The sequence below is a fragment of the Variovorax dokdonensis genome (assembly GCF_030316895.1).
GTDB classification, from domain to species: Bacteria; Pseudomonadota; Gammaproteobacteria; order Burkholderiales; family Burkholderiaceae_C; genus Variovorax; species Variovorax dokdonensis.
The window spans coordinates 758,329-784,068 of sequence record NZ_JASZYV010000003.1; the positions used below are offsets into that span (position 1 = coordinate 758,329).

Genomic DNA, 25,740 nt, shown 5'->3' on the forward strand with positions numbered 1-25,740 from the left:
GGGTCCCCCGCTGAATGAGCGGTGCCGGATGCGCACCGCGTTGCTCCAAATTACTTGGCGGGTACCGGCGTCACCGTTTCGCGGATCACGCCTCCTCCCATTACGCTGCCGCTGCTGGAACTCGCGCCGCTCCCACGCACGCGTGCTTCGCAGTCGGCGCGATCGGCGGCCGGTTGCATCTGGCAGCGGGCCAGCGCATTGGCGTCGACCTTCGCATCAGCAGGATTCGTCAGCCCGCCGCGGCTGGCTTCTTCCTTGGCCGCACCGGCTTCGCGCAGGCAGGCGGCCTTGTCTTGCTGGACACCGTCGCACGTGGCGCGCTCCTGCTGCACGCGTGCAGCCGTGCCTGGCGCAGCGCTGGTCTGCGCGAATGCGCCGTCAGATCCGATGATCGCCGCCAGGATGAAGGCGACGGCAAGAAGAAGCGGAAGCGGGATGGGCATGGTCTCTCCTCTACGCGGCAAGGGGGTGCCGCAATGGAGTGTCATTGTGGGCAGCCGCCATGCCCGCGCCGTCATCCCCCGCCGTCAGCCCCGGTAGGACGCCACGCATCGCCGCCCGCCATTCCCGCGCGTCTGCCAGCGTCTCAGCCGGCCACGCAACTGAAGTTGGCCGCGTCTTCGATGCTGCCCGATCCCTTGTAGCGAGCGAAGGTCGGATAGGGGCACAGCGGCCGTGTGCGATTCGGGAAGTAAGCGTTGCTGGCGCTGGCCTTTGCCGCGATCACGTCCGGCGCCACGCCCCTCTCCACCCAATCCACCATGGCCTGCAGCGAATCGAAGTTGTCTGTGGCGGGCCCGCCAGAGCAATGCGTCATGCCGGGCACGAGGAAGGTTCGCGCGAACGAACGCGTGGCGTCGATGCCGCCGTTGTTGGCTGCAAGCCGCTCGTAGTACTCGACCACTTCATCGGCCGAGAAGATGGGGTCGGACATGCCATGGATGAACAGCAGCTTGCCGCCCCGGCCCTTGAATGCCGAAAGCCGGTCGTCGCGGTAGGTGTCGTAGATGGCCGAGAAGGCCTGCATCCGCGCCGGGTCGGTGTCGAAGTTGAACGCCAGCGGGTTGAAGGTCGGATCGGGCGGAGTAAAGAACTCGTTGACCAGCGCATCGACCATCAGCACGTTGTAGCGGGAGTTGGGTGTGCCGGTCGTGGACGTGCCCAGCGTCCAGGCACGCCAGCCCGCATCGCGGATGCCGGCGTCCCACGGCTGGGTCACGTACAAGGCCTGCCCTGCGGAATTGACCGGGCCGCCGAACACGGACTTGAGCGCGCCCACCTGCGGTGCGCTCAGGCACTGGTCGGTCTTGGGGCCCGCACACTGCAACACGGCCGGATCGAACTTGCAGGCACGCGTGTTCTGCACCATGCCGTCGGTGGCGCCGTCGCCCGCGTCGCAGGCAGCGAGCACGGCGTTGGAGACCAGGTTCAGGTCGCCGTTCGAGAAGGCTTGCGACAGCACGGGCTTGCCATCGGCACCGGCCGGGGCGATGTCGGTGAACTTGCGGTTGTTCCACATGGCAGCCACCGTGGCGCCGCTGGACACGCGCATCGCGGGAGCACCTGCGGTGATGCCATCGAAGTAATCGGGAAAGCGCTGCGAGAACATCATGCCCTGGCGTCCGCCGCCCGAGCAGCCCGAGAAGTACGAGTAGTTGGGCTTTCTGCCATAGCGCCATGCGATCAGGCTCTTGGCCGTCTGCGCGGTCTTGTCGTGCGCGTTGTAGGCATGATCGATGCGCGCCTGCGGGTCGGCGCCGAAGCTTGCGCTGGTGCCCTGATGCCCTGCGTCCGTCGAGACCACGGCATACCCTTGGCCCAGCGGCGAGGGTGTGCCGATCGAGATGCTGGAGCTGAGCGAGGTGTCTCGCAAGGTGCCGTCGTTGCCGCCGCCGCCCAGGTACAGGAAGCGCCCGTTCCAGTGATCCGGCAGGCTCAGTTCGAAGCCGATCGCGTAGGGCTTGCCATCGACGCCGGTACGCGGGTCGACGCTGCCCGTCACGACGCAATGGCCGGGCAGGAAGTCGCCCGATGTCTGCGTGCCCGGCCGGCGCGTGCCCGCCGCCACGTAGCGCGTCTTGAGTGTCGTGGACTGCAGTCCGGACTTGGTCGCGATATCGGCGCAGCGCGCCTCCGAGGCCTGCGCGTCCAGATTCGTCAACGCCACCACGTTGCCGCCACCGCCGCCGCACCCGGCCAGCACGGCCAGGATCGGCACCGTCAATGCATTGGATGTGAAAGTCCGCATGGTTTGTCTCCGGTTGATGTGTCTTCGATCGGCGCCCGTGATGTTCTAGTCGGCCCTGAAGCCGGTGGCCTTCACGGCCTTGCTCCAAGTGGCGGTGTCGGCCGCGATGATCCGCGCGAATTCCTGCTGGCTCGTTCCCGTCACCTGGAACCCCGCGTCTTCCATCTTCTTGCGGCCATCGGGCGACTGCATCGCCCGAACGATGTCGGCATTGAGCTTCGCCACGATCTCGGGCGGCGTCTTGGCCGGCGCGACGATGCCGAACCAGGAGTTGAATTCCAGGCCAGAGAAACCCTGTTCCTTGAAGGTGGGCACGTCGGGGAGGATGGGCGTGCGCTGCGCGCCGGTGCTCGCGAGCGCCACCAGCTTGCCCGACTTGACGTTGGGCGCCGACAGCCCCGCGCTGGCAAAGACGCCCTGCACGTCGCCGCCGAAGATGCCGCTCAAGGCGTCGCCGGTCGACTTGTAGTGCACGGCCTCGGGCTTGAGCTTGACCGCATCGCCGAACATGAAGGCGCCGAAGTGGCCGGGCGTGCCTGCGCCGAAGGTGGCCATGAACAACCCGTTCTGCTTCGCGGACCAGGCGACGAATTCCTTCACGTTGCGCGCCGGCACCTTCTGCGGATTGACCAGAAGCATGAAGTCCGAAGTCACCACCTGCGACACCGGCACGAAGTCCTTGGCCGGGTCGTAGGGCAGCTTGGCATAGCTGCTCGGCGCAATGCTGAGCTGGCCGGTTTCGCCAAGCATGAGTGTGTAGCCGTCGGGCGCGGCACGGGCGGCCTCCGAAGCCGCGATCAGCCCGGCCGCGCCGGGCTTGTTGTCGACGATGACCCCGAGATTGCCCCAGCCTTCCGAAAGCTTCTGCGCCAGCAGGCGCGCGACGATGTCCGGGCCAGTGCCGGCCGGGAAGCCGACGATGATCCGCACCGGCTTGTCGGGATACGCGGCCTGGGCGTGAACGGCAAAGGGCGCCAGTGCGGCGAGGCACAACGCCAGGCGTCGGCTCAAATTCATGTCATGTCTCCGATTCATGGGTAAGAAAAAGTCAGTCGAGCGCGAACAGGCGCATCGCGACGCGATCCGGCAAGCGAGCGCCGGCGCCGACGAACAGGCGCTCGTTGATCCAAGCCAGCGCCTGCGATGCCGTCTCGAAGCGAGGCTGGCAGCGAAAGTAGATCTGCGACGGATCGACCGCCTCGCCGCGCGCGATCTGCTGCATCAGCGCCGGCGGGCCGCTGCGCACCGCCTGGTTCTTCACGAACACCAGATCGCCGCCATCGGCCTCGATGACGTAGCGGGCATCGAGCTCCACGTAGCCAGGATGCACGATCAGCTGGAAGTCGGCGCCACCGGGCAGCACACGGCCACGCCAGCCTTCGCCTTGCACGGTGCCGCCGATGATGGGGATCACACGGCGCATGCCGTACACGGCCTCGCCCACTTCCTGTGGCCGGGCCACCTCCACCGACAGGTCGCAGAAGGACCTCAATGTCGGTGGGGCAATCGATTCGAATTCCATGGCGGTGCAAAATCAGCTTCAGTGCCGCCGAGCGTAGGTGGACCCACGGGCGAAGACTGTCATCCCAGAAGATGACAAGGCACGCAATCACGGAGACAAGACATGCGCAAATGGACCCCCGCCAGCTGGCGCCCGGCCGGGACGCCGGCCGAAGACTCGGCCGCAATGGGCGCTGCAATGGCCGCCATGGGCGCGATGGTCGGGCACCTGGGCGACGAGGCATTCGAGAACCAGCTCCTTGCGCAACTGCATCCGGTGCTGCCCGCCGCTTCCTGGTCGGTCTACCAATTCGGCCCGGCCAGTGCGCCGCAACTGCACATGTCGGCAAGCCTGGGCGTTCCCGATACCACGCGCTCGTGCTGGAACGCTTATCTGTCCGGCCCCTGCCGCGCGGACCGCAGCCTGCGTTTCGACGATTCGCCGGTGCAGCGCACGCACTTGTGTCACATCACGGCTGCCGAGGTGGCCGACGACCATCGTGCGCGAGTCTATGAAGCGCACGGCATGCTGGAGCGGCTGTCCATCGTGCAGCACGATGACGACGACTCGCTCTTCGCGGTCAACTTCTATCGGCACGCGCACCAGCACGAACTCAGCGATGCGCAGATCGGCGCTTTCGAGCAGTTGGCGCCGGCATTGCTGGCGCTGGCTCGCAAGCAGGTGTCTCTGCGTGCCAAGACCGTGAGGCGCCCGCCCTCGCCCGAATCGCTACGCGAGCGGCTTGCGAGCCTCAGCCCCGAACTCACTGCGCGCGAACTGGACGTCTGCGCCCGCCTGCTGGTGGGCATGACGCAAGACGGCATTGCCGAAGACTTGCGCCTGTCGGTGCCGACCGTCAAGACCTACCGCAACCGAGCCTTCGCCCGGTTGGGCATCCACTTTCGCAACGAGTTGTTCGCGCTGGTGCTGCCGCAGGGCGGCGCGCGCTAGGCCTTGGCCTTCGCACCCGGCGCGATGGTCGGCGGCGCCTGGTTGAGCGCGTCGATGGCAAAGCCTGCCGCCTGCTTGTAGCGCGCCATGAAGGCGTTGCGCTCTTCGGGCGGGATGACGTCGTCGATGTTGTCGAACACGCCGCCACAGCGGTCGTCGACCAGGCCGAGGATGCCGAAGGGGCCTGCGCCGCGGTTGCGCAGCACCAGCGCGGAGATGTCCGCGCACAGTCGTTCGTCATAGGCCTGCAGCGCCTGCGGCGTCATGCCACGCTCGACGATCGATGCGCCCAGCACGCGTGCATCGACGATGGCCTGGCTGGCACCGTTGGAGCCCACCGGATACATCACGTGCGCGGCGTCGCCCAAGAGCGCCACGCGCCCGTCGACCCAGGTCGGCACCGGGTCGCGGTCGATCATCGGGTATTCGAACACTTCCTTGGCACCTCGCAGCATGGCCGGCACGTCGAGCCAGCTGTAGTTCCAGCCATCGAAGTGATGCGCGAAGTCCTCGAGCTTGACGCGGCGGTTCCAGTCGCCCTGCGTCCAGCCCTTGGAGTTGTCGACGGTGATCTCGGCAATCCAGTTGATGGTGGCCAGGCCGGTCGCCGCATCGGGCGGCGAGATCGGATAGAGCACGACGCGATGGCGCAGCGACCCTACCCCTACGAACGACGCTCCGGTGCGGATCGGCACCCCCGGCGTCGTGCCGCGCCAGAGAATGGCGCCGCCCCATTGGATCGGCGGCTGGTCGGGATGCATCTGCGCGCGGATGGCCGAGTGCAGTCCATCGGCCGCCACCAGCAGCCGCCCTTGCACCTCGCGGCGCTGGCCATCGGCCTGCTCGACGAAGGCGGTCACGCCATCCGCATCGTTGCGGTAGCCGCTCACCCGCTGACCCAGCCGCACTGCATCCGGCCCCAGCCGTTCCAGCGCGGTGCGATACAGCAGCATCTGCAACTGGCCACGATGCACCGAATACTGGGGCCACCGGTAGCCCGCCAGCAGACCGCGCGGCTCGGCGTACACGTCGTTGCCGTTGCGCCCCACCAGCGCCCATTCGCGCGCCTGGATGCCGATGGTGTCGAGCAGGCGCTCGTCGATGCCCAGGTCGTACAACTCGCGCACGGCGTTGGGCTGCAGGTTGATGCCCACCCCCAGCGGCTGCAGCTGCGGCACCGCCTCGAACACGATGCAGGGCACGCCGATCTGATGCAGCGTGAGGGCAAGCGACATCCCTCCGATGCCGCCTCCGGCGATCAGGATGGGGCGTTGGTCTTGGCTTGAGTCGGTCATGGGCGCGCATTGTCCCCGATGGCACGCACGTTCCCCACTGCTGCAACAATCGGTCGCCATGCCGTCGCTCACCCGCCAACAACTCGCCCTGCTCATTCCACTCACGCTTTTCTGGGGTCTCAACTGGCCGGTGATGAAACTGGGGGTGACCGACTACCCGCCGCTCACCTTCCGCGCGCTGTCGATCTGGCTGGGCGTTCCGGTGCTGGGTCTGGCCCTGGTGTGGATGAAGGTGCCATTTCGGGTGCCGCGCCAGCACTGGCTCCAGCTGCTGTGGCTGGCCGCGACCAACATGTTCGTCTGGCACGCCTGCATCATCGTCGCGCTCAAGCACTTGCCCAGCGGCCGTTCGGCCATCCTGGGCTACAGCATGCCGATCTTCTCGGCACTGCTCGGCGCGCTGCTGTTCAAGTCGCCCATGGCGCGCCGAGGCTGGCTGGGCGTGGGCGCCGCGGCGCTGGGCGTCTTGCTGTTGCTGTGGCATGAGTTCACGCACCTGGCGGGCCATCCGGGCTATGTGGTGATGGCGCTGGTGGCTGCCTGCACCTGGGCGCTGGGCACGCAGCTGCTGCGCCGCACCACCATTCCGCTGCCGACGCTCACGCTGTCGTTCTGGATGACGACGCTCACCGCCATCGTCATGACGCTGCTGTGCATCGTGCTGGAGCGGCCGCAGTGGCACGCACCCGGGCCGGCGACATGGGGTGCCGTGCTCTACAACGCGGTGCTGATCTTCGGCTTTGCCCATGCCGCCTGGTTCGTGCTCGCGCGCAGCCTGCCGCCCGTGGCCTCCACGCTGAGCGTGATGCTGATCCCGGTGATCGGCGTGTTCAGCAGCGCGCTATGGCTGGGCGAAACGGTGCATTGGCAGGACTGGGTCGCGGTCGTGTTGATGGTGCTGGCCATCGCGTCGGTGCTGTGGCCCGCGCGTCAGGGCAGCGCCGCGACAACGGCCGCCTGACACTGGCACGCGCGCCATGCTCCCCTTGCCGACCCTCCCGCAAGTGGTGGACGCCACATCGGCCCTGGCGCTGATCGACGTTCTGCAAGCCGCGCTTCGCGATGCGGGTCACACGGACCGGATGCGAGCACCGCCCCCGCAGCCCACCACCTGCTGCGGACGGGGCTGCAACGGCTGCGTGTGGGAAGGCTATTTCGACGCCCTCGTCTTCTGGCGCGAAGACGCGCTGGCCTTGCTTGTCGAAGCCCCGGCGCCTTCGGCCTGAACCGTGCTCCGCATCCTCTACCAGGACGAGGCGATCGTCGCCATCGACAAGCCAGCCGGCCTGCTGGTGCATCGCACCGGCCTGGATGCCGGCGAGACGCGCTTTGCGGTGCAGTTGCTGCGTGACCAGATCGGCCGGCCGGTATGGCCAGCGCACCGGCTGGACAAGGGGACGAGCGGCGTGCTGCTGTTCGCGCTCGGTGCCGAACATGCGCGCACCTTGGGCCAGGTCTTCGAGGCGCCGGATGCCGTGCGCAAGCACTACGTGGCGGTGGTGCGCGGCTGGCCGCCGGAATCCGGCCTGATCGACCATCCGCTGCGCCGCATGGAAGACGATGCACGCGCCGGCCGACTGGAAGAGCAACCTGCGCAGACGCGCTACCGCACGCTCGAACGGTACGAACTTCCGCTGCCCTACGGCAGCTTTCCGAGTACGCGCTGCGCCCTGCTCGCACTCGAGCCGCTGACCGGCCGGCGCCACCAGTTGCGCCGGCACATGAAGCACATCGCGCATCCGATCATCGGCGACGCCACGCACGGCAAGGGGGCGCTCAACCGCGCAATCGCCGAACGCCTGGGCCTGCAAAGGCTGTGGCTGCATGCCACGCAGCTGGAACTTCCGCATCCGCAAAGCGCGTTGCCGATGCGCATCGAGGCGCCGCCCGGCCGCGAATGGGCAACCTGGCACGACTGGCGAGCCTGACTCGGCGTGCCCGGCCAGCGCTGCGCCGGCAAGACGGAAGTGTTCAGGTCGCGGCGCGCTTGCCGCTGCCCAGCATCTTCTTGACGCCTTCCACCACCAGCAGCACCACCGCGCCGGCGACGATTCCGATGACCGCATTGGCGAGCATGTTGCCCACCACCGCGCCCACGCCGCCCCAGCCGGCCAGCACCTCTTCGATGGCGTGCGCGACGGACGGCACGCCATGCACCAGGATGCCGCCGCCCACCAGGAACATGGCCGCCGTGCCGGCGACAGAAAGCGCCTTCATGAGCCACGGCGCGGCGAAGAGGATGCCGCGGCCGATGGCCTGGGCAACGCTGCCGGCCTTGCGGCTGAGGTACAGGCCCAGGTCGTCCAGCTTGACGATGCCGGCCACGAGGCCATACACCCCCACCGTCATCGCCAGCGCGATGCCCACCAGCACCGTCAGCTGCGTGGTGAAGTTCTGGGCGCTCACCACGCCCAGCGAGATCACGATGATCTCGGCCGAGAGAATGAAGTCGGTGCGGATCGCGCCCTTGACCTTGTCCTTCTCGACCTTCATCAGGTCGGCCTCGCCGGTCTCCAGCGCCTTCTTGAGTTCGGCGCGCTCGGCATTCGCCTCTTCCTTGTGCAGGAAGCGGTGCGCCAGCTTTTCGACGCCCTCGAAGCACAGGAAGGCGCCGCCCACCATGAGCAACGGTGTGACCAGCTGAGGCACGAAATGCGCGATGAGCAAGGCGGCCGGCACCAGGATCGCCTTGTTGATCAGCGAGCCCTTGGCCACCGCCCACACGACGGGCAGTTCGCGATCCGCCTTGACGCCGGCCACCTGCTGCGCGTTGAGCGCCAGGTCGTCGCCGAGCACACCGGCAGTCTTCTTGGCAGCGACCTTGGTCAGGACCGACACATCGTCCAGAACGGTGGCGATGTCGTCGAGGAGGAGAAGAAGGCTGGATGCCATTGCGTTCCGATGGTTGGATTACTTGGGAAAAAGGAAGACCGCGATCGCGCGTGCGCCCCATCCGTGCGGGCCGTTCTCAGGGCTGTCGGCCCAGTAGCGCGCACCCACGCCGAGGCTCACCGGCTGCTGGCCGAACTTGACCAGCTTGGAGACCATCGCGTTGACCGGAACCGTCCATTCCTTGTTCTTCCAGTCGTAGCTCGATTCGCTGTTGACCGTGAAGGTCCAGGCCGTCGGCGTGGTGTAGGACAGGAAGGGTTGCAGGAAGGTGTTGCTCACGTCCTGGCGCGTCTCGACACCGCCGAAGCCCCAGATGTGGTTGGCCAGTGCGCCGTAGGTCCAGGGCCCGTCCTGCTTGAGCACCACGGCGGTCGGGCCCGCGCCCCACTTGCGCGCGCTCAGCAGCGGATCGGAACCCGTAGGCAGCAGCAAGGCCGGTCCGACGCCCCAGATGAGACCGCCGGCTGTCGGCTCCTTGGGGGAAAAGAAAAAGCTCTGCGTGATGTCGCCAATGCCCGACTGGCTGGTGCCCGGCACCACGTTGCTCTGGTCGACCAGCGGCAGGATGGTTCGCGAGATGACGTTCCATTCGCTGTTGAGCGAAATGGGCACCACCGGCTGAAAGTTCATGTAGGTCTTGTGCCCCTCGCGGTTGGGACCGAAACCTTCGTCGTAGTTGAACTGCAGCGGCACGCTGATCAGCGCGGCCACCGGGTTGCTCAGCTTCTTGGCGAGGTCTTGCGAATCCTGCGCCATTGCTGGCGCCATGCCCGATGCAGAGGCAGCCATGTACAAGGCAAGGTTGCGGACACTGCGGGCACGACGGTCGAGTTGCATGAAAGGTTCCAGTCGAAGGGAGGCGGTAATGGCAGACGATCTTGGGCACATACGCCGGCAAAAAGCAAGAAGCCAACGGCGCATTTGCATGCCGCCCCCGACTTGCCCTGTCAGCTCACGTCGCGCTTGAGGCGGATCTGCTCGATGCGCGCGGTGCCGACGGCCGTGGTGCCGGCGGTCTTCATCTCGCGCTTGAATCCGGCCAGTTCCATGAAGCGCATGGCGCGGTCGTTGCGCAGCGGCACCCAGATGGTGACGGTGGTGCAGCCCTCTTCGTCCAGGCCTTCGCGCGCGGCGTCCCAAAGCGCGACGCCCACGCCCTTGCCCCAGTGTTCGGGCTTGATGTAGATGGCCCAGATCTCGCCGGCGGTGGCCGGTGTCTTGGGGTCGCGCGAGCGATCGAAGCCGACGAAGCCGACCACTTCACCGTCGAGCATGGCCACGTGGACCTGCGGCTCGGCGTATTCGATCGCTTCGCGCCATTTCGATTCGCGCGAGGCAGGCGCCAGCGCGGACAGCTGGTCGTCGGGAAGGATGCCTGCGTAGGCAGCCTTCAGGGCAATGGCATGGACTTCGGCAACGGCCTTCGCGTCACGCAGGGTGGCGGGCCGGACTTGGTATTCGGACATGGCAAACGTGTGGCGGCCCCGGGGACCGCGCCTTCAGCGGAAAACCCGCTATTGTCGCCCGAGGCGAGAATCGACCCCCGACCAGGGTCGGCAGCCAGACCACCGACATGAAGATTCGCATCGAACCCGCTGGCCTTGAATTCGCCGCCCTGCCCGGCCAGACCGTGCTTCGGGCCGCGCAAGACGCGGGCATCGACTTGCCCACCTCATGCCGAAACGGCACATGCCGCACCTGCATGTGCCGCATGCACGAAGGCGGCGCGGTGCGCTATGCGATCGAATGGCCGGGCCTGCTGCGCGAAGAGAAGGAAGAAGGCTGGATCCTGCCGTGCGTGGCCGAGCCGCTGACGGATCTGCGCCTGCACATCCCCCAGGCGATCGATCTGTTCGGTGATTGAGCGGCTCAGGCCTTCGATCCGCCAACGTCCGCCTGCAAGCGATCGCGCCGCGCCAGCGTCGGGAACAGCCACACCCACGACAGCGCCACCAGCACCGTGCCCACGCCGCCCAGCACCACCGAACCCACCGGTCCGAGCCATGCGGCGGTCGCGCCCGATTCGAATTCGCCCAACTGGTTGCTCGCACCGATGAAGATCGAGTTGACCGAACTCACGCGCCCCCGCATCTCGTCCGGCGTCTCCAGCTGGACCAGCGTCTGCCGGATCACGACGTTGACCATGTCCGCCGCGCCGGAAATCGCCAGCACCGTCAGCGACAGCCAGAAGCTGCGCGACAGGCCGAACACGATCATGCACAGGCCGAACACGCCGATGGCCACCAGCAAGGTGCGCCCCACGTGCCGGTCCGGTGGTCGACGCGTGAGCACGACCGACATGGCCAGCGCGCCGATGGCCGGCGCACTGCGCAGCAGGCCCAGCCCCCATGGCCCCGTGTGCAGGATGTCCTTGGCATAGATGGGCAGTAGCGCCACGGCGCCGCCGAGCAGCACCGCGAACAGATCCAGCGAGATGGCGCCCAGCACGCTCTTGCGCTGCCAGATGAAGGTCACGCCCGCCAGCAGGGTCTGCAGGGTGACCGCCTCCTTCTGCCGCTGCGGCTGCTGGTAGCGCACCTTCACGATGACGAAGGCGGCCAGCGCGAAGAGCAGCAGGCATGCGCCGTACACCGTGCTGGCCCCGGCCACGAAGAGCAGGCCACCCAGCGCGGGGCCACCGATCACCGCCCCTTGCGTGCCCGCGGAGCTGAAGGCCATGGCGCGCGGCAACATCAAGGGCGGCACCAGCAGCGGCACCAACGCCTGCTGCGCCGGCATCTGGAACGCGCGCACACCGCCCAACGCCAGCGACAAGGCCAGCAGGAGTCCGCGCGAGGCAAAGTCGCCCACCTGCGCAAAAAGCAGCACCGCGGCCACCGCGCCCTGCACCGCCAGGCAGGCCGCCAGGATGCGCCCGCGATGGTGCCGGTCCACCACGTGGCCGGCCCACAACGCCAGGGCGAGTGCAGGCACGAACTGATAAAGGCCCACCAGACCCAGGTCCCAGGCGCTTCCGGTGAGGTCGTACATGTGCCATCCGATGGCGACCATCAGCATCTGCTGGCCGGCAGTGCCGAAGATCCGCGCGAGCCACAGATGCATGAAGGAACGCACGCGCGTCAGCTCTGCAAAGCTGGGCTGCTGCATGAATGGCTCGGGCGACGGCATCGCGCCGAGCATAGCCCGGCATGAAAGCTGCTCGTCCCATCTGCGGGCAATCCCGCTGGACCGGGCCGCATGGGCTGGCTAGGGTCAGCGGTTCAAGCCATCACAACTCACTCTTTCTTTTCCCGAGGAGCATTCCAGATGAAGTTCAAGCACATGGCCGTCGCCCTGCTGGCCACCGCAGCCCTGGTAGGCACGGCCGGCGCGCAGCAGTTCTTCCGCATTGGCACCGGCGGCACCGCCGGCACCTACTACCCGGTGGGCGGCATGATCGCGAACGCCGTCTCGCAGCCGGGCAAGATCGTGGTGACGGCACAGGCCAGCAACGGCTCGCTGGCCAACGTGAACGCCATCGCCGGCGGATCGCTGGAGTCGGGCTTCTCGCAGGCCGACGTGGCCACCTGGGCCTACACCGGCACCGGCGCCTTCGAGGGCAAGCCCAAGGTGACGGACATCCGCATGATCGCCAACCTCTACCCCGAAAGCATCCACCTGGTGGTCAAGAAGGGCTCGGGCATCAAGAGCGTGGCGGACCTCAAGGGCAAGCGCGTGGCGCTGGACGAGCCGGGCTCGGGCACGCTCATCAACGCCCGCATGGTGCTGGCCGCATTCGGCGTGAAGGAGTCCGACATCAAGCCCGAATACATCAAGCCCAACCAGGCCGGCGACAAGCTCAAGGATGGTGCGCTGGACGCCTTCTTCTTCGTTGGCGGCGCACCGGCCGGCGCCATCGCCGAGCTGGCATCGAGCGGTGCCGGCATCGAGCTTCTGCCCATCAGCGGCGCACCGGCGGACAAGCTGCGTGCCGACAGCCCCTACTTCTCGGTGGACGACATCCCGGCCGGCACCTACAAGGATGTTCCGGAAGTCAAGACGCTGGCCGTCGGCGCGCAATGGGTGACCAGTGCCAAGGCCGACACCGACACGGTCTACCAGATCACCAAGGCGCTCTATGGCGATGCCGCGCAGAAGGCGCTGGCGGCGGGCCATGCCAAGGGCAAGTACATCACCAAGGAAAACGCGGTGAAGGGCGTGGCGATTCCGTTCCACCCCGGCGCCGAGAAGTTCTACAAAGAAGCCGGCCTGATCAAGTAAGCACGCCGATGTTCTTGCGAGCAGTGCAACCCGCACGGCTCTTTTTGTTTTCGACACCGCCCCCATGACCCAAGCCGCCGCAGCGAACCTGCCCGACGAAACCGCGCTCCAGGAACTGGAACGCAAGTACGACCCAGAGATGCGCTTTCGGCCGACGGTGCCGCCAGCCACCTGGATCATCGCGGCGCTCCTGCTGCTGCTTTCGCTGTTCCACTACTACACGGCGGGCTTTGGCCTGCTGCAGGAGATCACGCATCGGGGCGTGCACCTGGCCTTCGTGCTGGGGTTGATCTTCCTGGTGTTTCCCATGCGCAAGAAGATGCTGGAGGCGCCCGCGCGCTCCGGCATCCTTGCGCCGGGCGGCGTTCCACTCATCGACTGGCTGCTGGCGCTGGCCATTGCCGCCAGCGTGCTCTACATCCCGATCGTGTTCGACGATCTGGCGTTCCGGGTGGGCAACCCGAGCCTCACGGACGTGGTGTTCGGCTCCATCCTCATCGTCACGCTGCTGGAAGCCACGCGCCGCAGCATGGGCTGGCCGCTGCCGGTGATCGCCATCCTGTTCATGACCTACGCGCTGGCCGGTCCGGCGTTCCCCGGGCTGCTCAAGCATGCGGGCGCCAGCTGGTCGCAGCTGGTGAATCACCAGTACCTCACCAGCCAGGGCATCTATGGCGTGGCAGTGGGCGTGGTGGCGACCTACGTCTTTCACTTCGTGCTCTTCGGCGTGATGGCCACGCGCATCGGCCTGGGGCAACTGTTCCTCGACATCGCCTCCAGCGTGGCGGGGCGCTACGCGGGCGGGCCGGCCAAGGTGAGCGTCTTCGGCTCGGCGATGTTCGGCATGTTGTCGGGCTCGTCGGTGGCCAACGCGGTGACGGTGGGCTCGCTCACCATCCCGGCGATGATCCGCGTGGGCTATCGGCGCGAGTTTGCCGGCGCGGTGGAGGCAGCGTCTTCGACCGGCGGGCAGATCACGCCACCGGTGCTGGGCGCGGCAGCGTTCCTCATGATCGAGTTTCTCAACCTGCCCTACCAGACGATCATCGCGGCGGCGGTGGTGCCGGCCTTCATGCACTTCTTCGGCGTGTTCATGCAGGTCCACTTCGAGGCCAAGCGGCATGGTCTGCGGGGCCTGACCGATGAAGAGATGCCGCGCCTTCGCGCGTCGCTCGCCGAGCGCTGGCCAACACTCGTGCCGCTGGTGCTGCTGATCTGGATCCTGGTGAGCGGGCGCACGCCGTACCTGGCGGCCTTCGTCGGCATCAGCTCCTGCATGATCGTCGGCCTGAGCCTGCGCACCACCGGCAACGTGGCGCTCAACTGGGCGGTGGCCGTGCTGGCGCACGTGGCGCTGGCGCTGCTGGCCTTTGTCGACTGGGGCCCGATGTCGATGCAGATCCGCATGGGGCTCTTCGTGGCCGCCGCCGTGCTGATGTGGGCCGCGCACCGCTTCGGCGGCATGCAGGGGCGCATCGAATGGCCGGTGATTCCCGAGGCTTTCGCGACCGGGGCCAAGTACGCGCTGGCGGTAGGCGCCGCGGCGGCCACGGTGGGGCTGGTGATCGGCGTCGTCACGCTCACGGGCGTGGGCTTCAAGGTGAGCTACATCATCACGAGCGCGGCGCAGACGCTGGCGCAAGCGGCCTCGGTGGTCGTGCCCGCCTGGCTCGCCAGCACGCAGGGCATGAGCCTGTTCGCGGCCCTGCTCATGACCGGCATGGTCTGCATCCTGATGGGCTGCGGCATTCCCACCACGGCCAACTACATCATCATGGTCACGGTGGCCGCGCCCACGCTCGTGCAGATGGGCGTGGAGCCGCTGGTGGCGCACTTCTTCGTCTTCTACTACGGCGTGCTGGCCGACATCACGCCACCAGTGGCGCTGGCGGCCTATGCGGCGGCGGGCATGTCCGGCGGCGATCCGTTCAAGACCGGCAACACGGCGTTCCGGCTCGGCCTCGCCAAGGTGCTGGTGCCCTTCGTGTTCGTGTTCTCGCCCAGCCTGCTGCTGGTGGCCAAGGGCTTCACCTGGGGCGACTTCATCGTCACCTTTGCCGGCTGCGTGCTGGGCATCACCGCGCTTGCGGCGTCGCTCAGCGGCTATTTCCTGACGCAGATGAAGCGCTGGGAGCAGGTCCTGTTCGCGCTGGCCGCAGTGCTGCTGATCTTTCCGGGCCTGGTGCCGACGCTGGCCGGCGCCGCGCTGGCCGTGCCGGTGGTGGCGCGGCAATGGACAGCCTGGCGGGCCGCGCGAGCGTCGATCGCCCTGGCGTAGCCGCGCTTCAGGCCGCGTGGCGCTCGCGTGCGAGTGCCGCGCCCAGGCCGAGTGCCTGCAGCTTTGCCAGCGCCACTTCGCGGCTCATCGGCGCGAGGCCACAGTTGGTGCAGGGCAGCAGGCGATCGGCGGGTACGTACTTCAGCGCTTCGCCGATGGTCTGCGCGACCTGCTCGGGCGTCTCGATTTCTTCGCTGGCCACGTCGATCACGCCCACCATCACGTCCTTGCCGGCCAGCAGCTTCATCAGCTCGGGCGGCACGTGCGAATGAAAGCATTCCAGGCTCACCTGGTCGATACGGCTGGCCGCAAGGGCCGGGAACACCTGCTCGTACTGGCGCCACTGGTCGCCCAGCGTGGCCTTCCAGTCCGTGTTGGCCTTGATGCCGTAGCCATAGCAGATGTGGACCGCGGTGGTGCACGTCAGGCCCTGGGCGGCGCGCTCCAGCGCCTTGACGCCCCAGTCGGCGGCATCCTTCATGTAGACATTGAAGGCCGGCTCGTCGAACTGGATGATGTCCACCCCATCGGCCTGCAGGGCCAGCGCTTCCTGGTTGAGCAGTTCGGCAAAGGCCATCGCCATCTTCACGCGATCGCCGTAGAAGCGGTCGGCGACGGTGTCGACGATGGTCATCGGACCAGGCAGCGTGAACTTGATCTTGCGGGTGGTGTGCGCACGCAGCAACTGCGCCTCGGTCGCATGCACCCGGCCCTTGAGCCGGAGCGCCGACACCACTTGCGGGACCATCGCGTCATAGCGGTTGTCGCGGATGCCCATCTTCACCTTGTGCTCGAAGTCGATGCCCTCGACCTGCTCCAGAAAGCCGTGCACGAAATGCTGGCGCGACTGCTCGCCGTCGCCGATGACGTCGAGCCCGGCGTCTTCCTGGGCCTTGATCCACAGCAGCGTGGCGTCGGCCTTGGCCTGGGCCAGCTCGGCACCATCGGCCTTCCACTGAGGCCAGAGTTTCTGCGTCTCGGCCAGCCAGGCCGGCTTGGGCAGGCTGCCGGCAATGGTGGCGGAAAACAGGGGGCGGTCCATGCGTATCTCCTTCGGTGCGTTGGCGGGCGATGCTACGGCAAAGTCCAGGGCCGCACCTGCAAGGCTTGCGCAGAGGCCCCCTTGCATTCGGGCCCGAGCGGCCGCATCTGCGCCGCATGACCACCGCCGAATCCATCCACGTCGTCTGCCCGCATTGCCACACCACCAACCGTGTGCGCACCGACCAGCTTGGCGCCGCGCCCGATTGCGGCCATTGCCATCGGCCGCTGTTCGCAGACCATTCGGTGGCGCTCGACACTGCGAGCTTCGACAAGCACCTTGCACGCAGCCAGTTGCCGCTGCTGGTCGACTTCTGGGCGCCATGGTGCGGCCCCTGCCGGCAGATGGCACCGGGCTTCGAGCAAGCCGCCGCCCAGTTGGAACCGGGCATGCGCCTGGCCAAGGTGGACACCGAAGCGGTGCCCGCACTGGCCGCCCGCTACGGCATCCGCAGCATCCCCACCTTGATCCTGTTCAAGGGTGGCCGCGAGGTGGCGCGGCAGGCCGGCGCGATGGGCGCGGCGGACATCGTGCGTTGGGCGCGCGGGGCAGGCTGATCCGGCCAGCCCGCCGCCCTTCCGTCACTGACCCAACGCCGCGGCAGTGAGCGCCGTGTTTCTGGGTGCCGACAGCACCGGACCCTGCGGCACGAGCGCGCCGGTGGCGTGGTCGATGGCGGCCATCTGCATGCCCTGGGTCGCCGTCAGCGCGTAGGCATAGCGGCCCGCGGGATCGATCTGCGCGGCCAGCAGAGGTTCGCCGAGTGCGTCCGTGTGGCTCGTTTCGTTCAGGGCGCCGCTGTTTGCATCGACCGTGAAGGTGCGCACGGCGCCATTGGCCATCAGCGCGTAGACGAATCGTCCGTTCGGATGCACCTTCAGGCCGACAGCGCTGCCCACGCTCAGGGGCATGCCCGATGCGGTCAGGCTGCCGTCACCCTGGTCGATGTCGAAGCTCTGCAGCTGGATGCGATCCTGGGTGCACGACGTCAGCCCGTCACCGGAGCCGCGACGCAGGATCCAGTCCGACACGCAGCCCTTGACGCCTTCGGTGTCGGTCGTGAGGGCATAGACCTTCCGCCCATCCGGATTGGCCGCCAGCGCAAGGACGAACGCATTCACGTTGGCGCTGGAGGTTGCGCCGGCCAGGCCGTCTTCACCGACCGGATGCACGCCGATGTACTTGCCGTTGTTGGCGACGTACATGTAGCGGCCGGTGGGATCGGCGGCATAGGCAATCGGTGCAACACCCACGTCGACGCGGGGCTTGGCGCTCAGCGTGCCGTCCTGGCCAATGGCCAACGCGGTCAATCGGCCCTGGTTGCCGCTGCCCTGGAACATGTCGATCGCGTAGACGAATCGGCCCTTGGGGTCGAGCACCAGCGCGCTCGAGGTGGCACTGACACTGACCCTGGCGGGGCTGAGCGCCGTGGCAGCGCCGCTGGACGCCACGGCGAACTGGTCGAGCTTGCCGCCAGCGCTGAGCACCCATGCGAACTTGCCGCTGTCGGCCACCGCCACACTGAGCGGAGCGAAATCGGTCGGGGCCGGGTCAGCAGCCGGTGCCGCGCCAGGAAGTCCGGTGACGGGGTCGATCGAATAGGCGGACAAGGCGCCCTTGAGCGAAATGCCCTGCGATGCCACATGCATGAAGCTCGCAATTCGGCTCAGGCAATCCACCGTCACATCGGACACATCGGCATTCGTGATGCTGCCCGAGCCGTTGATCACCGAACAAGTCTGCGAGACCAGCGTCGGCTGGGTCTTCACCTTCACCGCGTAGCTGGTGCCGCTGGCCACGGGTGCGGTGAACATGTGGTCGCCATTGGCGGACACGGGCAGGTCGTCGCCGTCGTTGTTCTGAAGCACGAGGCCGACGCCGTCCAGACCGCTGACCTTCAGCTTCACGCTGTAGCTGTTGATCGAGCAGTTCACCGACACGTTGTTCACCGCGCCGGCGCCGATGGTGCCCGCGCCGTTGTTGACGGTGCAGGTCTGGCTGGGCGACGTCGGTTGCTGGGCCACCGTCACGGCGAACCCGGCGCCGCTGGCCACGGTCTGGCTGAAGGCGAAGTTGCCATTGCCGTTCACGGCGATGTCGTCGCCCGCGTTGTTCTGCAGCTTCAGGCCGCTACCCACGAGGCCGCTGACCGAGCCGCCCACCGCGAAGCTTTCGGTCGAGCAGACGATGTTCACATCGTCGATCGCGGCGTCCACCATGCGGCCACTACCCTTCGAGACGCTGCAGACCTGCGTCGGGTTCTGCGGCTGGCTCTTCACGGTGACGGCGTAGTTGGCGCCGCTGGCCACCGCATCGGCAAAGCGGAAGCTGCCGTCCGCAGGCACGGTGACGTCGCCACCGCTGTTGTTCTGGATCACCAGGCCGCTGCCCTTCAGGCCCGACACCGATCCGCCGACAGCGAAACTGCGCGTCGCGCACACGACCGCGACATTGCTCACGTCGGCATCGCCGATGCTGCCGCTGCCCATGTTGACCGTGCAAGTCTGGACCGGATCGGCCGGCTGCGTCTTGACGGTCACGGCATAGGCCGCGCCCTGCTGCAAGCTCGCCGGGAACACGAAGCCGCCATCCGCGTTGACCGACAGATCGTCGCCGGCATTGTTCTGAAGCACCAAACCCTTGCCGGCCAGGCCGCTCACCGAACCGCCCACAGCGTGCCCGGCTGGCGTGTTGGACGGGGACTGCGACTGGGCTGGCGTAGAGGGTGTGGTCGTCGACCCTCCCGAGCCCCCGCTGCCGCCGCCACCACCGCCGCAGGCCGAAAGGCCGAGGAGGAGCGCAGAGGCTGCTGCCGTAGCCAGCAGGCGCATCGAGGAATTGGTATCGCGGGCAGAAGATTCGCCGGCGGCCAAAGGAAGTTTGACTGTTGTAATCATATGTTACTCATAGTAACTAACGATTACACCCAAATGGTTTAGTGCAAACCCCGGCGTGCGCGTCTAACGTGAGATGGCTGGCTAGGTTGAGAAAAACTTCTCACAGAAACTTGGGCAAAGGCCGCTTGCCGACGTTGTTCGTTGGCGACAAGAGGATTTCAAGCTGCTCGCACGCGATCGCCGGCGCGACGGCGGGACCGATCAGGCCACGCTGCGAAACGTGCGAGAGGGCCGCCAGGCTGGTCCGCCGCCCGTCTGCCCACTCTCGGCAAGGATTCGCGCCAGCAACTGCGGCAGCTCGAAGGCCGCGCGATTGTTCACCCGCGCCGTGGCCGCGCGGTGCTCGGGCAGATCGGCCAGCAGGCGCGCCACGGCCGGACGCAGCGCAGCGGCGCCGAAGCCCCGGCACACCACGCCCACGCCGCATTCCTGCACCCACTGGGCGTTGTAGCGCTCCTGCGGCAGCGTCGAGCGGTTGCACGAGACGATGACCGGCAAACGCATCTGCACCGCCTCGCTGATGCTCCCCGGCCCTGGCTTGCCGATGAAGAAATCCGCCAGGCGCATGTAGTGGGCCACGTCGGGGGTGAAGCCCAGCACCACACGCGGGGCACGCTGTCCGTGCGGCTGGCGCAGGGCCTGTGCCAGCCGCTCGTTGCGCCCGCAAGCCAGGATGAGTGCGGTATCCGGCAGATGACGCGCAATGTCGAGCATGGCCCGTGAGCCTTGTCCCCCGAACAGCACCAGGCCGGTCGGCTGCACCGGATCGAGCCCCAGCCGAACCCGCAGCGCCGCGCGTTCGTCCGCCGGCAGCGATGGCGCCTCATGGAACTCGGCGCGCAGCAGCATGCCCGAGGCGGCATGCGCGTTGCGGTCGTCGTAGCCCGCCGCACGCGCCTGCGCCAACGCACGATCCGAACCGCACACGATGTGCTGAGCCAAGCCCGGCTCGATCCAGAAGTTCGGGGGATGGTCCGCCAGGTCGGTCAGCACCGTCACGTAGGGCACGCCGGGCAGGCTGGTCGCCAGCGACTCGCACAGCGCGCGGTTGAAATTGGGGATGAGCGAGACCACGAGATCAGGCTCGCGCCGCAGCCACGCCCGCTGCAACCTGCGCACCAGGGGCGTGTGGCCCCAGCGGATCAGCCCCTGCAGCAGCTTGAGTTCCTGCGCCAGCCCCACGGTCCAGCCGCGGGCCAGTCGCTGGTTGTAGAAGTCTTCTGGGTCCATCCCCGTCACGCGACGGAAGGCGCCACGCGGATCGAGCATCTCGCGCAGGTTCACCAGCCGCACGGTCCATGGAAGTCCCGCTCGCTCAATGGCCGCCTGCAAGGCCAATGCGGACGCGCGGTGGCCGCCGCCGGCATCGATGTAGACCAGATCGACCACCGTCGGATGACTGCGCGCCGCGGGCGTCGGCGACCTCATGCCGGAGCCTTCATGCCGGCGCCGTCTCGCCACGCGCGCGCACCGGCCTGGCTTTTCGCTGCGCGGGCAACTGGGATTCCCAGTGCAGGATCTCGAGCCGGCCATCGGCATGTTCGGCCAGTGCGGTCAGGCTTTCGACCCAGTCGCCGTCGTTGGCGTACAGCGTGCCCTCGATGTCGCGCAGTTCGGCCTGGTGAATGTGGCCGCACACGACGCCCTGCAGCCCGCGCTTGCGCGCCTCGCGCGCCACGGCGCTTTCGAAGTCGCTCACGTAGTTGACGGCCCGCTTGACCTTGCCCTTGAGGTAGCGCGACAGCGACCAGTAAGGCAGACCGACGCGCGCGCGCAGCGAGTTCAAATGGCGGTTGAGCTTGAGCGTGAACTCGTAGAGCGAATCGCCCACATAGGCGAGCCACTTGGCGCACTGGATCACGCCATCGAACAGGTCGCCGTGGATGACCCAGAGCCGACGGCCGTCGGCCGTCTCGTGCACCCACTCGTCGGCCACTTCCACGCCGCCGAAGTTGTGGCCGAGATACTTGCGCGCGAACTCGTCATGGTTGCCAGGCACGAAGATCACGCGCGTGCCGTGCCGCGCCTTGCGCAGCAGCTTCTGGATCACGTCGTTGTGTTCCTGCGGCCAGTACCACTGTCGGCGCAGTTGCCAGCCGTCGATGATGTCGCCGACCAGGAACAGCGTCTCGCACTCGGTGTGCTTCAGGAAGTCGAGCAACGCCCTTGCCTGGCAGCCCGGCGTGCCCAGGTGCAGGTCGGAGATCCACAGGGTGCGAAAGCGCTGCACGGGCCGCTGCGGCGGCTCTTCGCTGGCCTCACCCACCGGGTCCCGCCATGCGGCGAGAAATGCGTCGTCGCGTTGCATGGAGGCGAATGGTTGTCGCGTTCGATGTCGCGGCAATGTCCAAGCAGTGAACGCACCATGACAGCCCGGCTTCGGCTATCGATCCTTTCGTTGGCGCCTCAGCGCGAGCCAGCCGGCAACGATGGTGAAGGCGCCGACCAGCGCCACCACGATCCAGAAGCCATGTCCGCTTTCCGCCAGCGGGATGCCACCCACGTTCATGCCGAAGAGGCCCGCCAGGATGTTGATGGGCAGCGCCAGCACGGTAACCACCGTCAGCACGTACAGGCTGCGGTTGTTGTCCTCGTTCACGCTGGCGGCGATCTCTTCCTGCAGGAGCTTGATCCGCTCTTGCAGCAGTTGCATGTCGTGCAGCACGACCGAGAACTCCTCGGCCGCCGCACGCAGCTCCTGCACGTCGGTCGGCGCCATCCAGCCCGGCGGGTTCTGCAGCAGCCGGAACAGCGTGGCCGGCTCGGGCGCCAGCAGGCGCTGCAACCGGACCAGCACCCGGCGCAGGCTGCCCAGGCGGGCTCGCCGGGCCACGCGGCGGTCGGCCAGCAGGTCGTCTTCCACCCGATCGACGCGCTCGGTGGCCGACCGCACGATGGCCACCAGCACATCGGCCTGCGTGCGCATGAGCCGTTCGAGCAGATCGGTGGTGGAGCGGATCTGATCGCCGCGCGCGATCGCCGTGCGCAGGCGATCGGCCGTACGCAGCGGTTGGCGCCGCGCGGTCAGCACCAGCCGCCGGTCGACGCTGATCCACAAGGTGGAGATGTCGGAGGCATCCAGCGCGAAATCGAAATGCACGTCGTTGATGACGGCGAAGAGCGACTGCTCCACCCGCTCGATGCGCGTGGAGGCCACCCCGTCGTGCAGCATCTCGTAGAACTCGGGCGCCAGCCCTGCATGGCGCGACAGCCAGCGTTCTGCCGCGACGTGCGCCAGGTTGAAGTGCAGCCAGGCAAACTGCCGGCCATCGGCCTGCCCACCGGTAGCGCCGGCATCGAGCCACTGGGCGGCCGCGGACGAATCCAGCGGACGGCCCTGACCCTCGGCACCGAAGAGAAAGCCGCAGATCAGGCCTGCCTCGTCGCCACCGTAGTTGCCTGCGACCGAGACGCTCGCGTCCAACAGGCTCACAGTCGCCTCACCCGGTCGGTAACCGCATCGGTGGAGCGGTCCGGCGTGCTCTTGCCCGGGCCTACCCGCATGAAGTGATGGATGTCCAAATCGGACAGGACGACCGGCTTGCGGTCAGGGCTGCATCTGCGACAGTTGCAGCGACAAATCGAAGAGCTTGGCCTTGCCGGCGTAGTAGCGGTCGAGCCGCCATTCCTTGAGGATCTCGATGGCCAGGTCGAATTGGGCGAGGTCGAGCTCGTACAGCTCGGACAACTCGAAGCCGTGTTCGGTCTCCAGTGCCAGCACCAGCCGTGACAGGATCTGGGCCGAAGGCTCCATAGGGTACTGCTCGATGTATCGGCGGGCACGCTTGATCGCGTTCATGACTTTCCTCTTGGATCAACGTTCGAGGTTGCGCGCGGTATATGACGGATTGATGACAACCCGAGCGCGACGCTCGGGTGGTGAGTCTGCGCCTCGAACGTTCCGAAAGGCAAATGGCCTTGCCGCCCATGCGGCCGACTTCGCCCTCGCCCTCGCCCTCGCGGCGCGACCGGCGTCGTTGTCTCAGGCCGCAGCAGCCGCCGACTGCGCTTTTGGCTCGGCGCGCGGCACCAGGAGCCAGGCCTGGGCAGTGGTGCTGAGTACTTTCTTGATGACGGCGGACGGATTCATGACGAAGGACGGAACTTGCATTGGCGTTTGACCTGAGGGGCATCTTGCCGCCCTGACGTGGCTGAACGATGACAGCCTGCTCAGATCAACGATGATCATGACCGACTCCCGCCGCAAGAGCATCCCCCGGCGAAGGGAGCCTTGCCCATGCTTCCCGACGAACCACCCTACCTCCCGCCCCCTGGCCTCGATCTCATTCACGAGGACGCCGACCTGCTCGTCTTCGACAAGCCTTCCGGCCTTCTGTGCGTGCCCGGCCGAGGCGCCCACAAGGCCGACTGTCTGGCGGCGCGCGCCCAGGCGCGATGGCCGGACGCGCTCGTGGTTCACCGCCTCGACCTTGCCACCAGCGGCCTGGTACTGATGGCCCGCGGCGCTGAAATGCAGCGCCTGCTGAGCGAAGCGTTTGCCACCCGGGCGATGGACAAGCGCTACGAGGCCGTCGTCGATGGCCTGCCCGAATACGCATCCGCGCCCTCCTCCGATGACGACGAAGCGCACGCCTGGCAAAGCATCGACGCACCACTGATGGCCGACTGGCCCCGCCGACCGCTGCAGAAGGTGGACCCGGCCGGCAAGCCGAGCCTCACGCGCTGGCGCGTGAAGAGGGCATATCCGGAACACGGCGCCGCCTGGCTCCTGCTTTCGCCGCACACCGGGCGATCGCACCAGCTTCGGCTCCATCTGGCGCACATCGGCCACGCGATCCTGGGCGATCCGCTGTATGCCGGCGCCGCGGTGCAGCAGCGTGCCCCGAGGTTGATGCTGCATGCGAGCGAATTGTCCTTCGCGCATCCGCGCACCGGCGAGACGGTGCGCTTCGAATCACCCGCGCCATTCGTACCGCCTGCGGCCGCAGGCCGCATGGCGCCCTGGCGCGTCGCGCCTTGAAGGCGCCCGCGGGCTGATCACGCCTGCGGCAGCGCCGCTTCGGACGGCTGGGCATCGCTGCCCGAAGGCGCCCCGTCCGGACGATTGAAGGCCATGATGGCCTCGAACATCGCCTGCTGGGATGGAAAGCGGCTCTGGTCGTAGCAACCCAGCGGACTCGTCGCCGTGCGGCCGACGCACTTGTTGCAGCGCGTGCAGCGCGGCACTTGCGAGGCCTCGCGGCGGATCAGGCGGCGGGGAAGATCGGGGTCGGCCATCAACGCGCGTGCCATCGAGACCATGTCGCAAGCCTGGAGAGCACGCTCGATGTCGGGCCGATCCTGGAACCCGCCGTTGACGATGACCGGGATTCGCACGGCGGCCTTGATGATGTTGGCACTGTCCAGGTTGACCGCATTGGCCTCTTTCCATCCGATGTTGGTCAGCCAGTCGAGCCACGCCGTGGGCGCGACATGCGTCAGCGCGGCCCGCGCCGACGCCTTGGCGCTCAAGTGCCGAACCGAGTCGAAGAACATCCGAACTTCCTCGAAGGGAAAGCGCCCGGGCACATCGTGTGGATTCGGAAATCCATAGCCCGCGGTGATGTGCAGGAAATCGACGCCCAGGTCCTGCAGGGCGAGCGCGTGCTTGCGCATCTGGTCGATGCCGCTGCCGCTGCGGCGCTCCTCCGGCTTGAAGTGCCAGGGCAGCCGCCCCCACCAGAGCAGGCGCGGATCCTGGTTGTGATCGGCCGCAGAAAGGCGCACGCCCACCAGAAAGTCCTTGCCCACGGCGGCACGCACCGCATCGACGACGCAGGCCAGGAACCGGAATCGCTTGTCCGCAGAGCCTCCCCAATCGTCGTCTCGGGCGTTGATCCCCGGATTGAGAAACTGATGGATCAGGTAACCCTTGGCCGCGGTGATCTCGACACCGTCCGCGCCCGCCTCGCGCACACGGGCAGCCGCACTCGCATAGTTGGAAATGGCCTCCTGGATCTGCGCCTGCGACATGGCACGCCGCCGATTCGTGTAGCCGAATGCGAAGTCGAAGCCGTCGGACGCGCTCAGCCCATCCGTGTCTTCGGGGAACAGGCTGGAGTAGGTGGCATAGCCCGGATCGCCGATCTGGACGATGTAGCGGGTGCCATGCTCTTCCCGGATTTCGGGCAGGAACTTCTTGAGCGCGAAGACGTGGCGTTGCAGCGCGATCGACGGATATTGCAGCGGCGCCAGGCGAGACTGGTTGACATGAAACGTGGTGGAAATGATCCCGCCCACGCCACCTTGCGCAAAGCGCTTCTCGAAGTTCTTCCACACGTCCGTGACGCTGCCGTCGTAGTTGCAGTTGCGTCCGCCAACGCTCGATCGCAGCAAGCGGTTCTTGAAGTTGACGTTGCCGATCGTCAGCGCTTGCCCAAGCACCTCGGCCGGCATGGGATGCAGATCGCTCATG

26 protein-coding genes are annotated in these 25,740 nt (G+C 67.2%); 9 read left to right on the plus strand and 17 right to left on the minus strand.

Annotation, left to right across the window (positions count from 1 at the left end; all coding sequences use genetic code 11):
• Positions 1-50: 50 nt before the first annotated feature.
• From QTH91_RS17215 to QTH91_RS17230, 4 genes are all read right to left on the minus strand, one after another.
• Complete coding sequence (locus QTH91_RS17215) at positions 51-443, minus strand: hypothetical protein (RefSeq protein WP_286661320.1); 393 nt, start codon at positions 441-443, stop codon at positions 51-53.
• 143 nt (positions 444-586) lie between these two features.
• Complete coding sequence (locus QTH91_RS17220; RefSeq protein ID WP_286661321.1) at positions 587-2,248, minus strand: DUF6351 family protein; 1,662 nt, start codon at positions 2,246-2,248, stop codon at positions 587-589.
• 45 nt (positions 2,249-2,293) lie between these two features.
• Positions 2,294-3,265 carry a Bug family tripartite tricarboxylate transporter substrate binding protein gene (locus QTH91_RS17225; protein ID WP_286661322.1) on the minus strand — a complete coding sequence of 324 codons (972 nt, stop codon included), beginning with the start codon at positions 3,263-3,265 and terminating at the stop codon, positions 2,294-2,296.
• A 31-nt stretch (positions 3,266-3,296) separates the two neighbouring features.
• Entirely contained in the window at positions 3,297-3,770 is a 474-nt protein-coding gene (locus QTH91_RS17230) for a DUF3237 domain-containing protein (RefSeq protein ID WP_286661323.1), read from the minus strand.
• Between the two features lie 102 nt (positions 3,771-3,872).
• On the opposite strand from QTH91_RS17230, the gene QTH91_RS17235 reads away from it, so the two are divergent.
• Entirely contained in the window at positions 3,873-4,700 is an 828-nt protein-coding gene (locus QTH91_RS17235) for a helix-turn-helix transcriptional regulator (protein WP_286661324.1), read from the plus strand.
• Here the strand turns inward: QTH91_RS17235 and QTH91_RS17240 are convergent.
• A complete protein-coding gene (locus tag QTH91_RS17240) occupies positions 4,697-5,995 on the minus strand; it encodes a flavin-dependent oxidoreductase (protein WP_286661325.1) in 1,299 nt (432 codons plus the stop codon). The genes QTH91_RS17235 and QTH91_RS17240 overlap by 4 nt on opposite strands.
• Positions 5,996-6,053: 58 nt before the next feature.
• Between QTH91_RS17240 and QTH91_RS17245 the strand changes: the two genes are divergently transcribed.
• The 3 genes from QTH91_RS17245 to QTH91_RS17255 are packed head-to-tail and all read left to right on the plus strand — an operon-like array spanning position 6,054 to position 7,923.
• The gene (locus QTH91_RS17245) at positions 6,054-6,956 is read left to right on the plus strand and encodes a DMT family transporter (RefSeq protein WP_286661326.1); all 903 of its coding nucleotides are present in this window, start codon (positions 6,054-6,056) and stop codon (positions 6,954-6,956) included.
• A gap of 16 nt (positions 6,957-6,972) precedes the next feature.
• Complete coding sequence (locus tag QTH91_RS17250) at positions 6,973-7,221, plus strand: oxidoreductase-like domain-containing protein (protein WP_286661327.1); 249 nt, start codon at positions 6,973-6,975, stop codon at positions 7,219-7,221.
• Between the two features lie 3 nt (positions 7,222-7,224).
• On the plus strand, positions 7,225-7,923 hold the full coding sequence (locus QTH91_RS17255) for a pseudouridine synthase (RefSeq protein ID WP_286661328.1): 699 nt from the start codon (positions 7,225-7,227) through the stop codon (positions 7,921-7,923).
• A 43-nt stretch (positions 7,924-7,966) separates the two neighbouring features.
• On the opposite strand, the gene QTH91_RS17260 is transcribed toward QTH91_RS17255, so the two are convergent.
• The 3 genes from QTH91_RS17260 to QTH91_RS17270 all read right to left on the minus strand — a co-directional run bounded on the left by QTH91_RS17260 (position 7,967) and on the right by QTH91_RS17270 (position 10,353).
• The gene (locus QTH91_RS17260; RefSeq protein ID WP_286661329.1) at positions 7,967-8,887 is read right to left on the minus strand and encodes a DUF808 domain-containing protein; all 921 of its coding nucleotides are present in this window, start codon (positions 8,885-8,887) and stop codon (positions 7,967-7,969) included.
• Between the two features lie 18 nt (positions 8,888-8,905).
• Positions 8,906-9,724 carry a transporter gene (locus tag QTH91_RS17265; RefSeq protein ID WP_286661330.1) on the minus strand — a complete coding sequence of 273 codons (819 nt, stop codon included), beginning with the start codon at positions 9,722-9,724 and terminating at the stop codon, positions 8,906-8,908.
• 110 nt (positions 9,725-9,834) lie between these two features.
• Complete coding sequence (locus QTH91_RS17270; RefSeq protein WP_286661331.1) at positions 9,835-10,353, minus strand: GNAT family N-acetyltransferase; 519 nt, start codon at positions 10,351-10,353, stop codon at positions 9,835-9,837.
• Between the two features lie 107 nt (positions 10,354-10,460).
• Here QTH91_RS17270 and QTH91_RS17275 point away from each other — a divergent pair, with 107 nt between their 5' ends.
• Positions 10,461-10,751 (plus strand): 2Fe-2S iron-sulfur cluster-binding protein, encoded by a 291-nt coding sequence (locus QTH91_RS17275; protein WP_286661332.1) that lies wholly within the window; start codon positions 10,461-10,463, stop codon positions 10,749-10,751.
• Between the two features lie 5 nt (positions 10,752-10,756).
• Here the strand turns inward: QTH91_RS17275 and QTH91_RS17280 are convergent, their stop codons facing one another.
• A complete protein-coding gene (locus tag QTH91_RS17280; RefSeq protein WP_286661333.1) occupies positions 10,757-11,995 on the minus strand; it encodes an MFS transporter in 1,239 nt (412 codons plus the stop codon).
• A gap of 159 nt (positions 11,996-12,154) precedes the next feature.
• On the opposite strand from QTH91_RS17280, the gene QTH91_RS17285 reads away from it, so the two are divergent.
• The gene (locus tag QTH91_RS17285; protein WP_286661334.1) at positions 12,155-13,108 is read left to right on the plus strand and encodes a TAXI family TRAP transporter solute-binding subunit; all 954 of its coding nucleotides are present in this window, start codon (positions 12,155-12,157) and stop codon (positions 13,106-13,108) included.
• Positions 13,109-13,172: 64 nt separating this feature from the next.
• A complete protein-coding gene (locus QTH91_RS17290; RefSeq protein WP_286661335.1) occupies positions 13,173-15,386 on the plus strand; it encodes a TRAP transporter permease in 2,214 nt (737 codons plus the stop codon).
• Between the two features lie 7 nt (positions 15,387-15,393).
• Here the strand turns inward: QTH91_RS17290 and QTH91_RS17295 are convergent, their stop codons facing one another.
• Complete coding sequence (locus QTH91_RS17295; protein WP_286661610.1) at positions 15,394-16,416, minus strand: methionine synthase; 1,023 nt, start codon at positions 16,414-16,416, stop codon at positions 15,394-15,396.
• A gap of 128 nt (positions 16,417-16,544) precedes the next feature.
• Here QTH91_RS17295 and trxC point away from each other — a divergent pair, with 128 nt between their 5' ends.
• Complete coding sequence (gene trxC / locus QTH91_RS17300; protein WP_286661336.1) at positions 16,545-16,985, plus strand: thioredoxin TrxC; 441 nt, start codon at positions 16,545-16,547, stop codon at positions 16,983-16,985.
• A gap of 24 nt (positions 16,986-17,009) precedes the next feature.
• Here trxC and QTH91_RS17305 read toward each other — a convergent pair whose 3' ends face one another.
• The 6 genes from QTH91_RS17305 to QTH91_RS17330 all read right to left on the minus strand — a co-directional run bounded on the left by QTH91_RS17305 (position 17,010) and on the right by QTH91_RS17330 (position 23,436).
• Positions 17,010-19,259: a lactonase family protein gene (locus QTH91_RS17305; protein WP_286661337.1), complete on the minus strand. Its 2,250-nt coding sequence runs from the start codon at positions 19,257-19,259 to the stop codon at positions 17,010-17,012.
• A gap of 267 nt (positions 19,260-19,526) precedes the next feature.
• Positions 19,527-20,753 carry a glycosyltransferase gene (locus QTH91_RS17310; protein ID WP_286661338.1) on the minus strand — a complete coding sequence of 409 codons (1,227 nt, stop codon included), beginning with the start codon at positions 20,751-20,753 and terminating at the stop codon, positions 19,527-19,529.
• A gap of 10 nt (positions 20,754-20,763) precedes the next feature.
• Positions 20,764-21,633, minus strand: a complete 870-nt coding sequence (locus QTH91_RS17315; protein WP_286661339.1) for a UDP-2,3-diacylglucosamine diphosphatase — start codon at positions 21,631-21,633, stop codon at positions 20,764-20,766.
• A 75-nt stretch (positions 21,634-21,708) separates the two neighbouring features.
• The gene (locus tag QTH91_RS17320; RefSeq protein WP_390367258.1) at positions 21,709-22,758 is read right to left on the minus strand and encodes a transporter; all 1,050 of its coding nucleotides are present in this window, start codon (positions 22,756-22,758) and stop codon (positions 21,709-21,711) included.
• Between the two features lie 114 nt (positions 22,759-22,872).
• The gene (locus QTH91_RS17325; protein ID WP_286661340.1) at positions 22,873-23,124 is read right to left on the minus strand and encodes a hypothetical protein; all 252 of its coding nucleotides are present in this window, start codon (positions 23,122-23,124) and stop codon (positions 22,873-22,875) included.
• 183 nt (positions 23,125-23,307) lie between these two features.
• The gene (locus QTH91_RS17330) at positions 23,308-23,436 is read right to left on the minus strand and encodes a hypothetical protein (RefSeq protein WP_286661341.1); all 129 of its coding nucleotides are present in this window, start codon (positions 23,434-23,436) and stop codon (positions 23,308-23,310) included.
• A 126-nt stretch (positions 23,437-23,562) separates the two neighbouring features.
• Here QTH91_RS17330 and QTH91_RS17335 point away from each other — a divergent pair, with 126 nt between their 5' ends.
• Positions 23,563-24,306, plus strand: a complete 744-nt coding sequence (locus tag QTH91_RS17335) for an RluA family pseudouridine synthase (RefSeq protein WP_286661342.1) — start codon at positions 23,563-23,565, stop codon at positions 24,304-24,306.
• Positions 24,307-24,323: 17 nt separating this feature from the next.
• Here the strand turns inward: QTH91_RS17335 and QTH91_RS17340 are convergent, their stop codons facing one another.
• Positions 24,324-25,739 carry an NADH:flavin oxidoreductase gene (locus QTH91_RS17340; protein ID WP_286661343.1) on the minus strand — a complete coding sequence of 472 codons (1,416 nt, stop codon included), beginning with the start codon at positions 25,737-25,739 and terminating at the stop codon, positions 24,324-24,326.
• Between the last annotated feature and the right edge of the window lies 1 nt (position 25,740).

Excerpts from the sequence above, each read along its gene's own strand:
- QTH91_RS17265 (WP_286661330.1), bottom strand. The coding sequence starts at position 9,724 with ATGCAACTCGACCGTCGTGCCCGCAGTGTCCGCAACCTTGCCTTGTAC.
- QTH91_RS17245 (WP_286661326.1), top strand. The coding sequence starts at position 6,054 with ATGCCGTCGCTCACCCGCCAACAACTCGCCCTGCTCATTCCACTCACG.
- QTH91_RS17260 (WP_286661329.1), bottom strand. The coding sequence starts at position 8,887 with ATGGCATCCAGCCTTCTTCTCCTCCTCGACGACATCGCCACCGTTCTG.
- trxC (WP_286661336.1), top strand. The coding sequence starts at position 16,545 with ATGACCACCGCCGAATCCATCCACGTCGTCTGCCCGCATTGCCACACC.
- QTH91_RS17240 (WP_286661325.1), bottom strand. The coding sequence starts at position 5,995 with ATGACCGACTCAAGCCAAGACCAACGCCCCATCCTGATCGCCGGAGGC.
- QTH91_RS17310 (WP_286661338.1), bottom strand. The coding sequence starts at position 20,753 with ATGAGGTCGCCGACGCCCGCGGCGCGCAGTCATCCGACGGTGGTCGAT.
- QTH91_RS17270 (WP_286661331.1), bottom strand. The coding sequence starts at position 10,353 with ATGTCCGAATACCAAGTCCGGCCCGCCACCCTGCGTGACGCGAAGGCC.
- QTH91_RS17280 (WP_286661333.1), bottom strand. The coding sequence starts at position 11,995 with ATGCAGCAGCCCAGCTTTGCAGAGCTGACGCGCGTGCGTTCCTTCATG.
- QTH91_RS17290 (WP_286661335.1), top strand. The coding sequence starts at position 13,173 with ATGACCCAAGCCGCCGCAGCGAACCTGCCCGACGAAACCGCGCTCCAG.
- QTH91_RS17275 (WP_286661332.1), top strand. The coding sequence starts at position 10,461 with ATGAAGATTCGCATCGAACCCGCTGGCCTTGAATTCGCCGCCCTGCCC.
- QTH91_RS17285 (WP_286661334.1), top strand. The coding sequence starts at position 12,155 with ATGAAGTTCAAGCACATGGCCGTCGCCCTGCTGGCCACCGCAGCCCTG.
- QTH91_RS17230 (WP_286661323.1), bottom strand. The coding sequence starts at position 3,770 with ATGGAATTCGAATCGATTGCCCCACCGACATTGAGGTCCTTCTGCGAC.
- QTH91_RS17305 (WP_286661337.1), bottom strand. The coding sequence starts at position 19,259 with ATGCGCCTGCTGGCTACGGCAGCAGCCTCTGCGCTCCTCCTCGGCCTT.
- QTH91_RS17225 (WP_286661322.1), bottom strand. The coding sequence starts at position 3,265 with ATGAATTTGAGCCGACGCCTGGCGTTGTGCCTCGCCGCACTGGCGCCC.
- QTH91_RS17315 (WP_286661339.1), bottom strand. The coding sequence starts at position 21,633 with ATGCAACGCGACGACGCATTTCTCGCCGCATGGCGGGACCCGGTGGGT.
- QTH91_RS17250 (WP_286661327.1), top strand. The coding sequence starts at position 6,973 with ATGCTCCCCTTGCCGACCCTCCCGCAAGTGGTGGACGCCACATCGGCC.
- QTH91_RS17215 (WP_286661320.1), bottom strand. The coding sequence starts at position 443 with ATGCCCATCCCGCTTCCGCTTCTTCTTGCCGTCGCCTTCATCCTGGCG.
- QTH91_RS17330 (WP_286661341.1), bottom strand. The coding sequence starts at position 23,436 with ATGCAAGTTCCGTCCTTCGTCATGAATCCGTCCGCCGTCATCAAGAAA.
- QTH91_RS17220 (WP_286661321.1), bottom strand. The coding sequence starts at position 2,248 with ATGCGGACTTTCACATCCAATGCATTGACGGTGCCGATCCTGGCCGTG.
- QTH91_RS17335 (WP_286661342.1), top strand. The coding sequence starts at position 23,563 with ATGCTTCCCGACGAACCACCCTACCTCCCGCCCCCTGGCCTCGATCTC.
- QTH91_RS17325 (WP_286661340.1), bottom strand. The coding sequence starts at position 23,124 with ATGAACGCGATCAAGCGTGCCCGCCGATACATCGAGCAGTACCCTATG.
- QTH91_RS17235 (WP_286661324.1), top strand. The coding sequence starts at position 3,873 with ATGCGCAAATGGACCCCCGCCAGCTGGCGCCCGGCCGGGACGCCGGCC.
- QTH91_RS17340 (WP_286661343.1), bottom strand. The coding sequence starts at position 25,739 with ATGAGCGATCTGCATCCCATGCCGGCCGAGGTGCTTGGGCAAGCGCTG.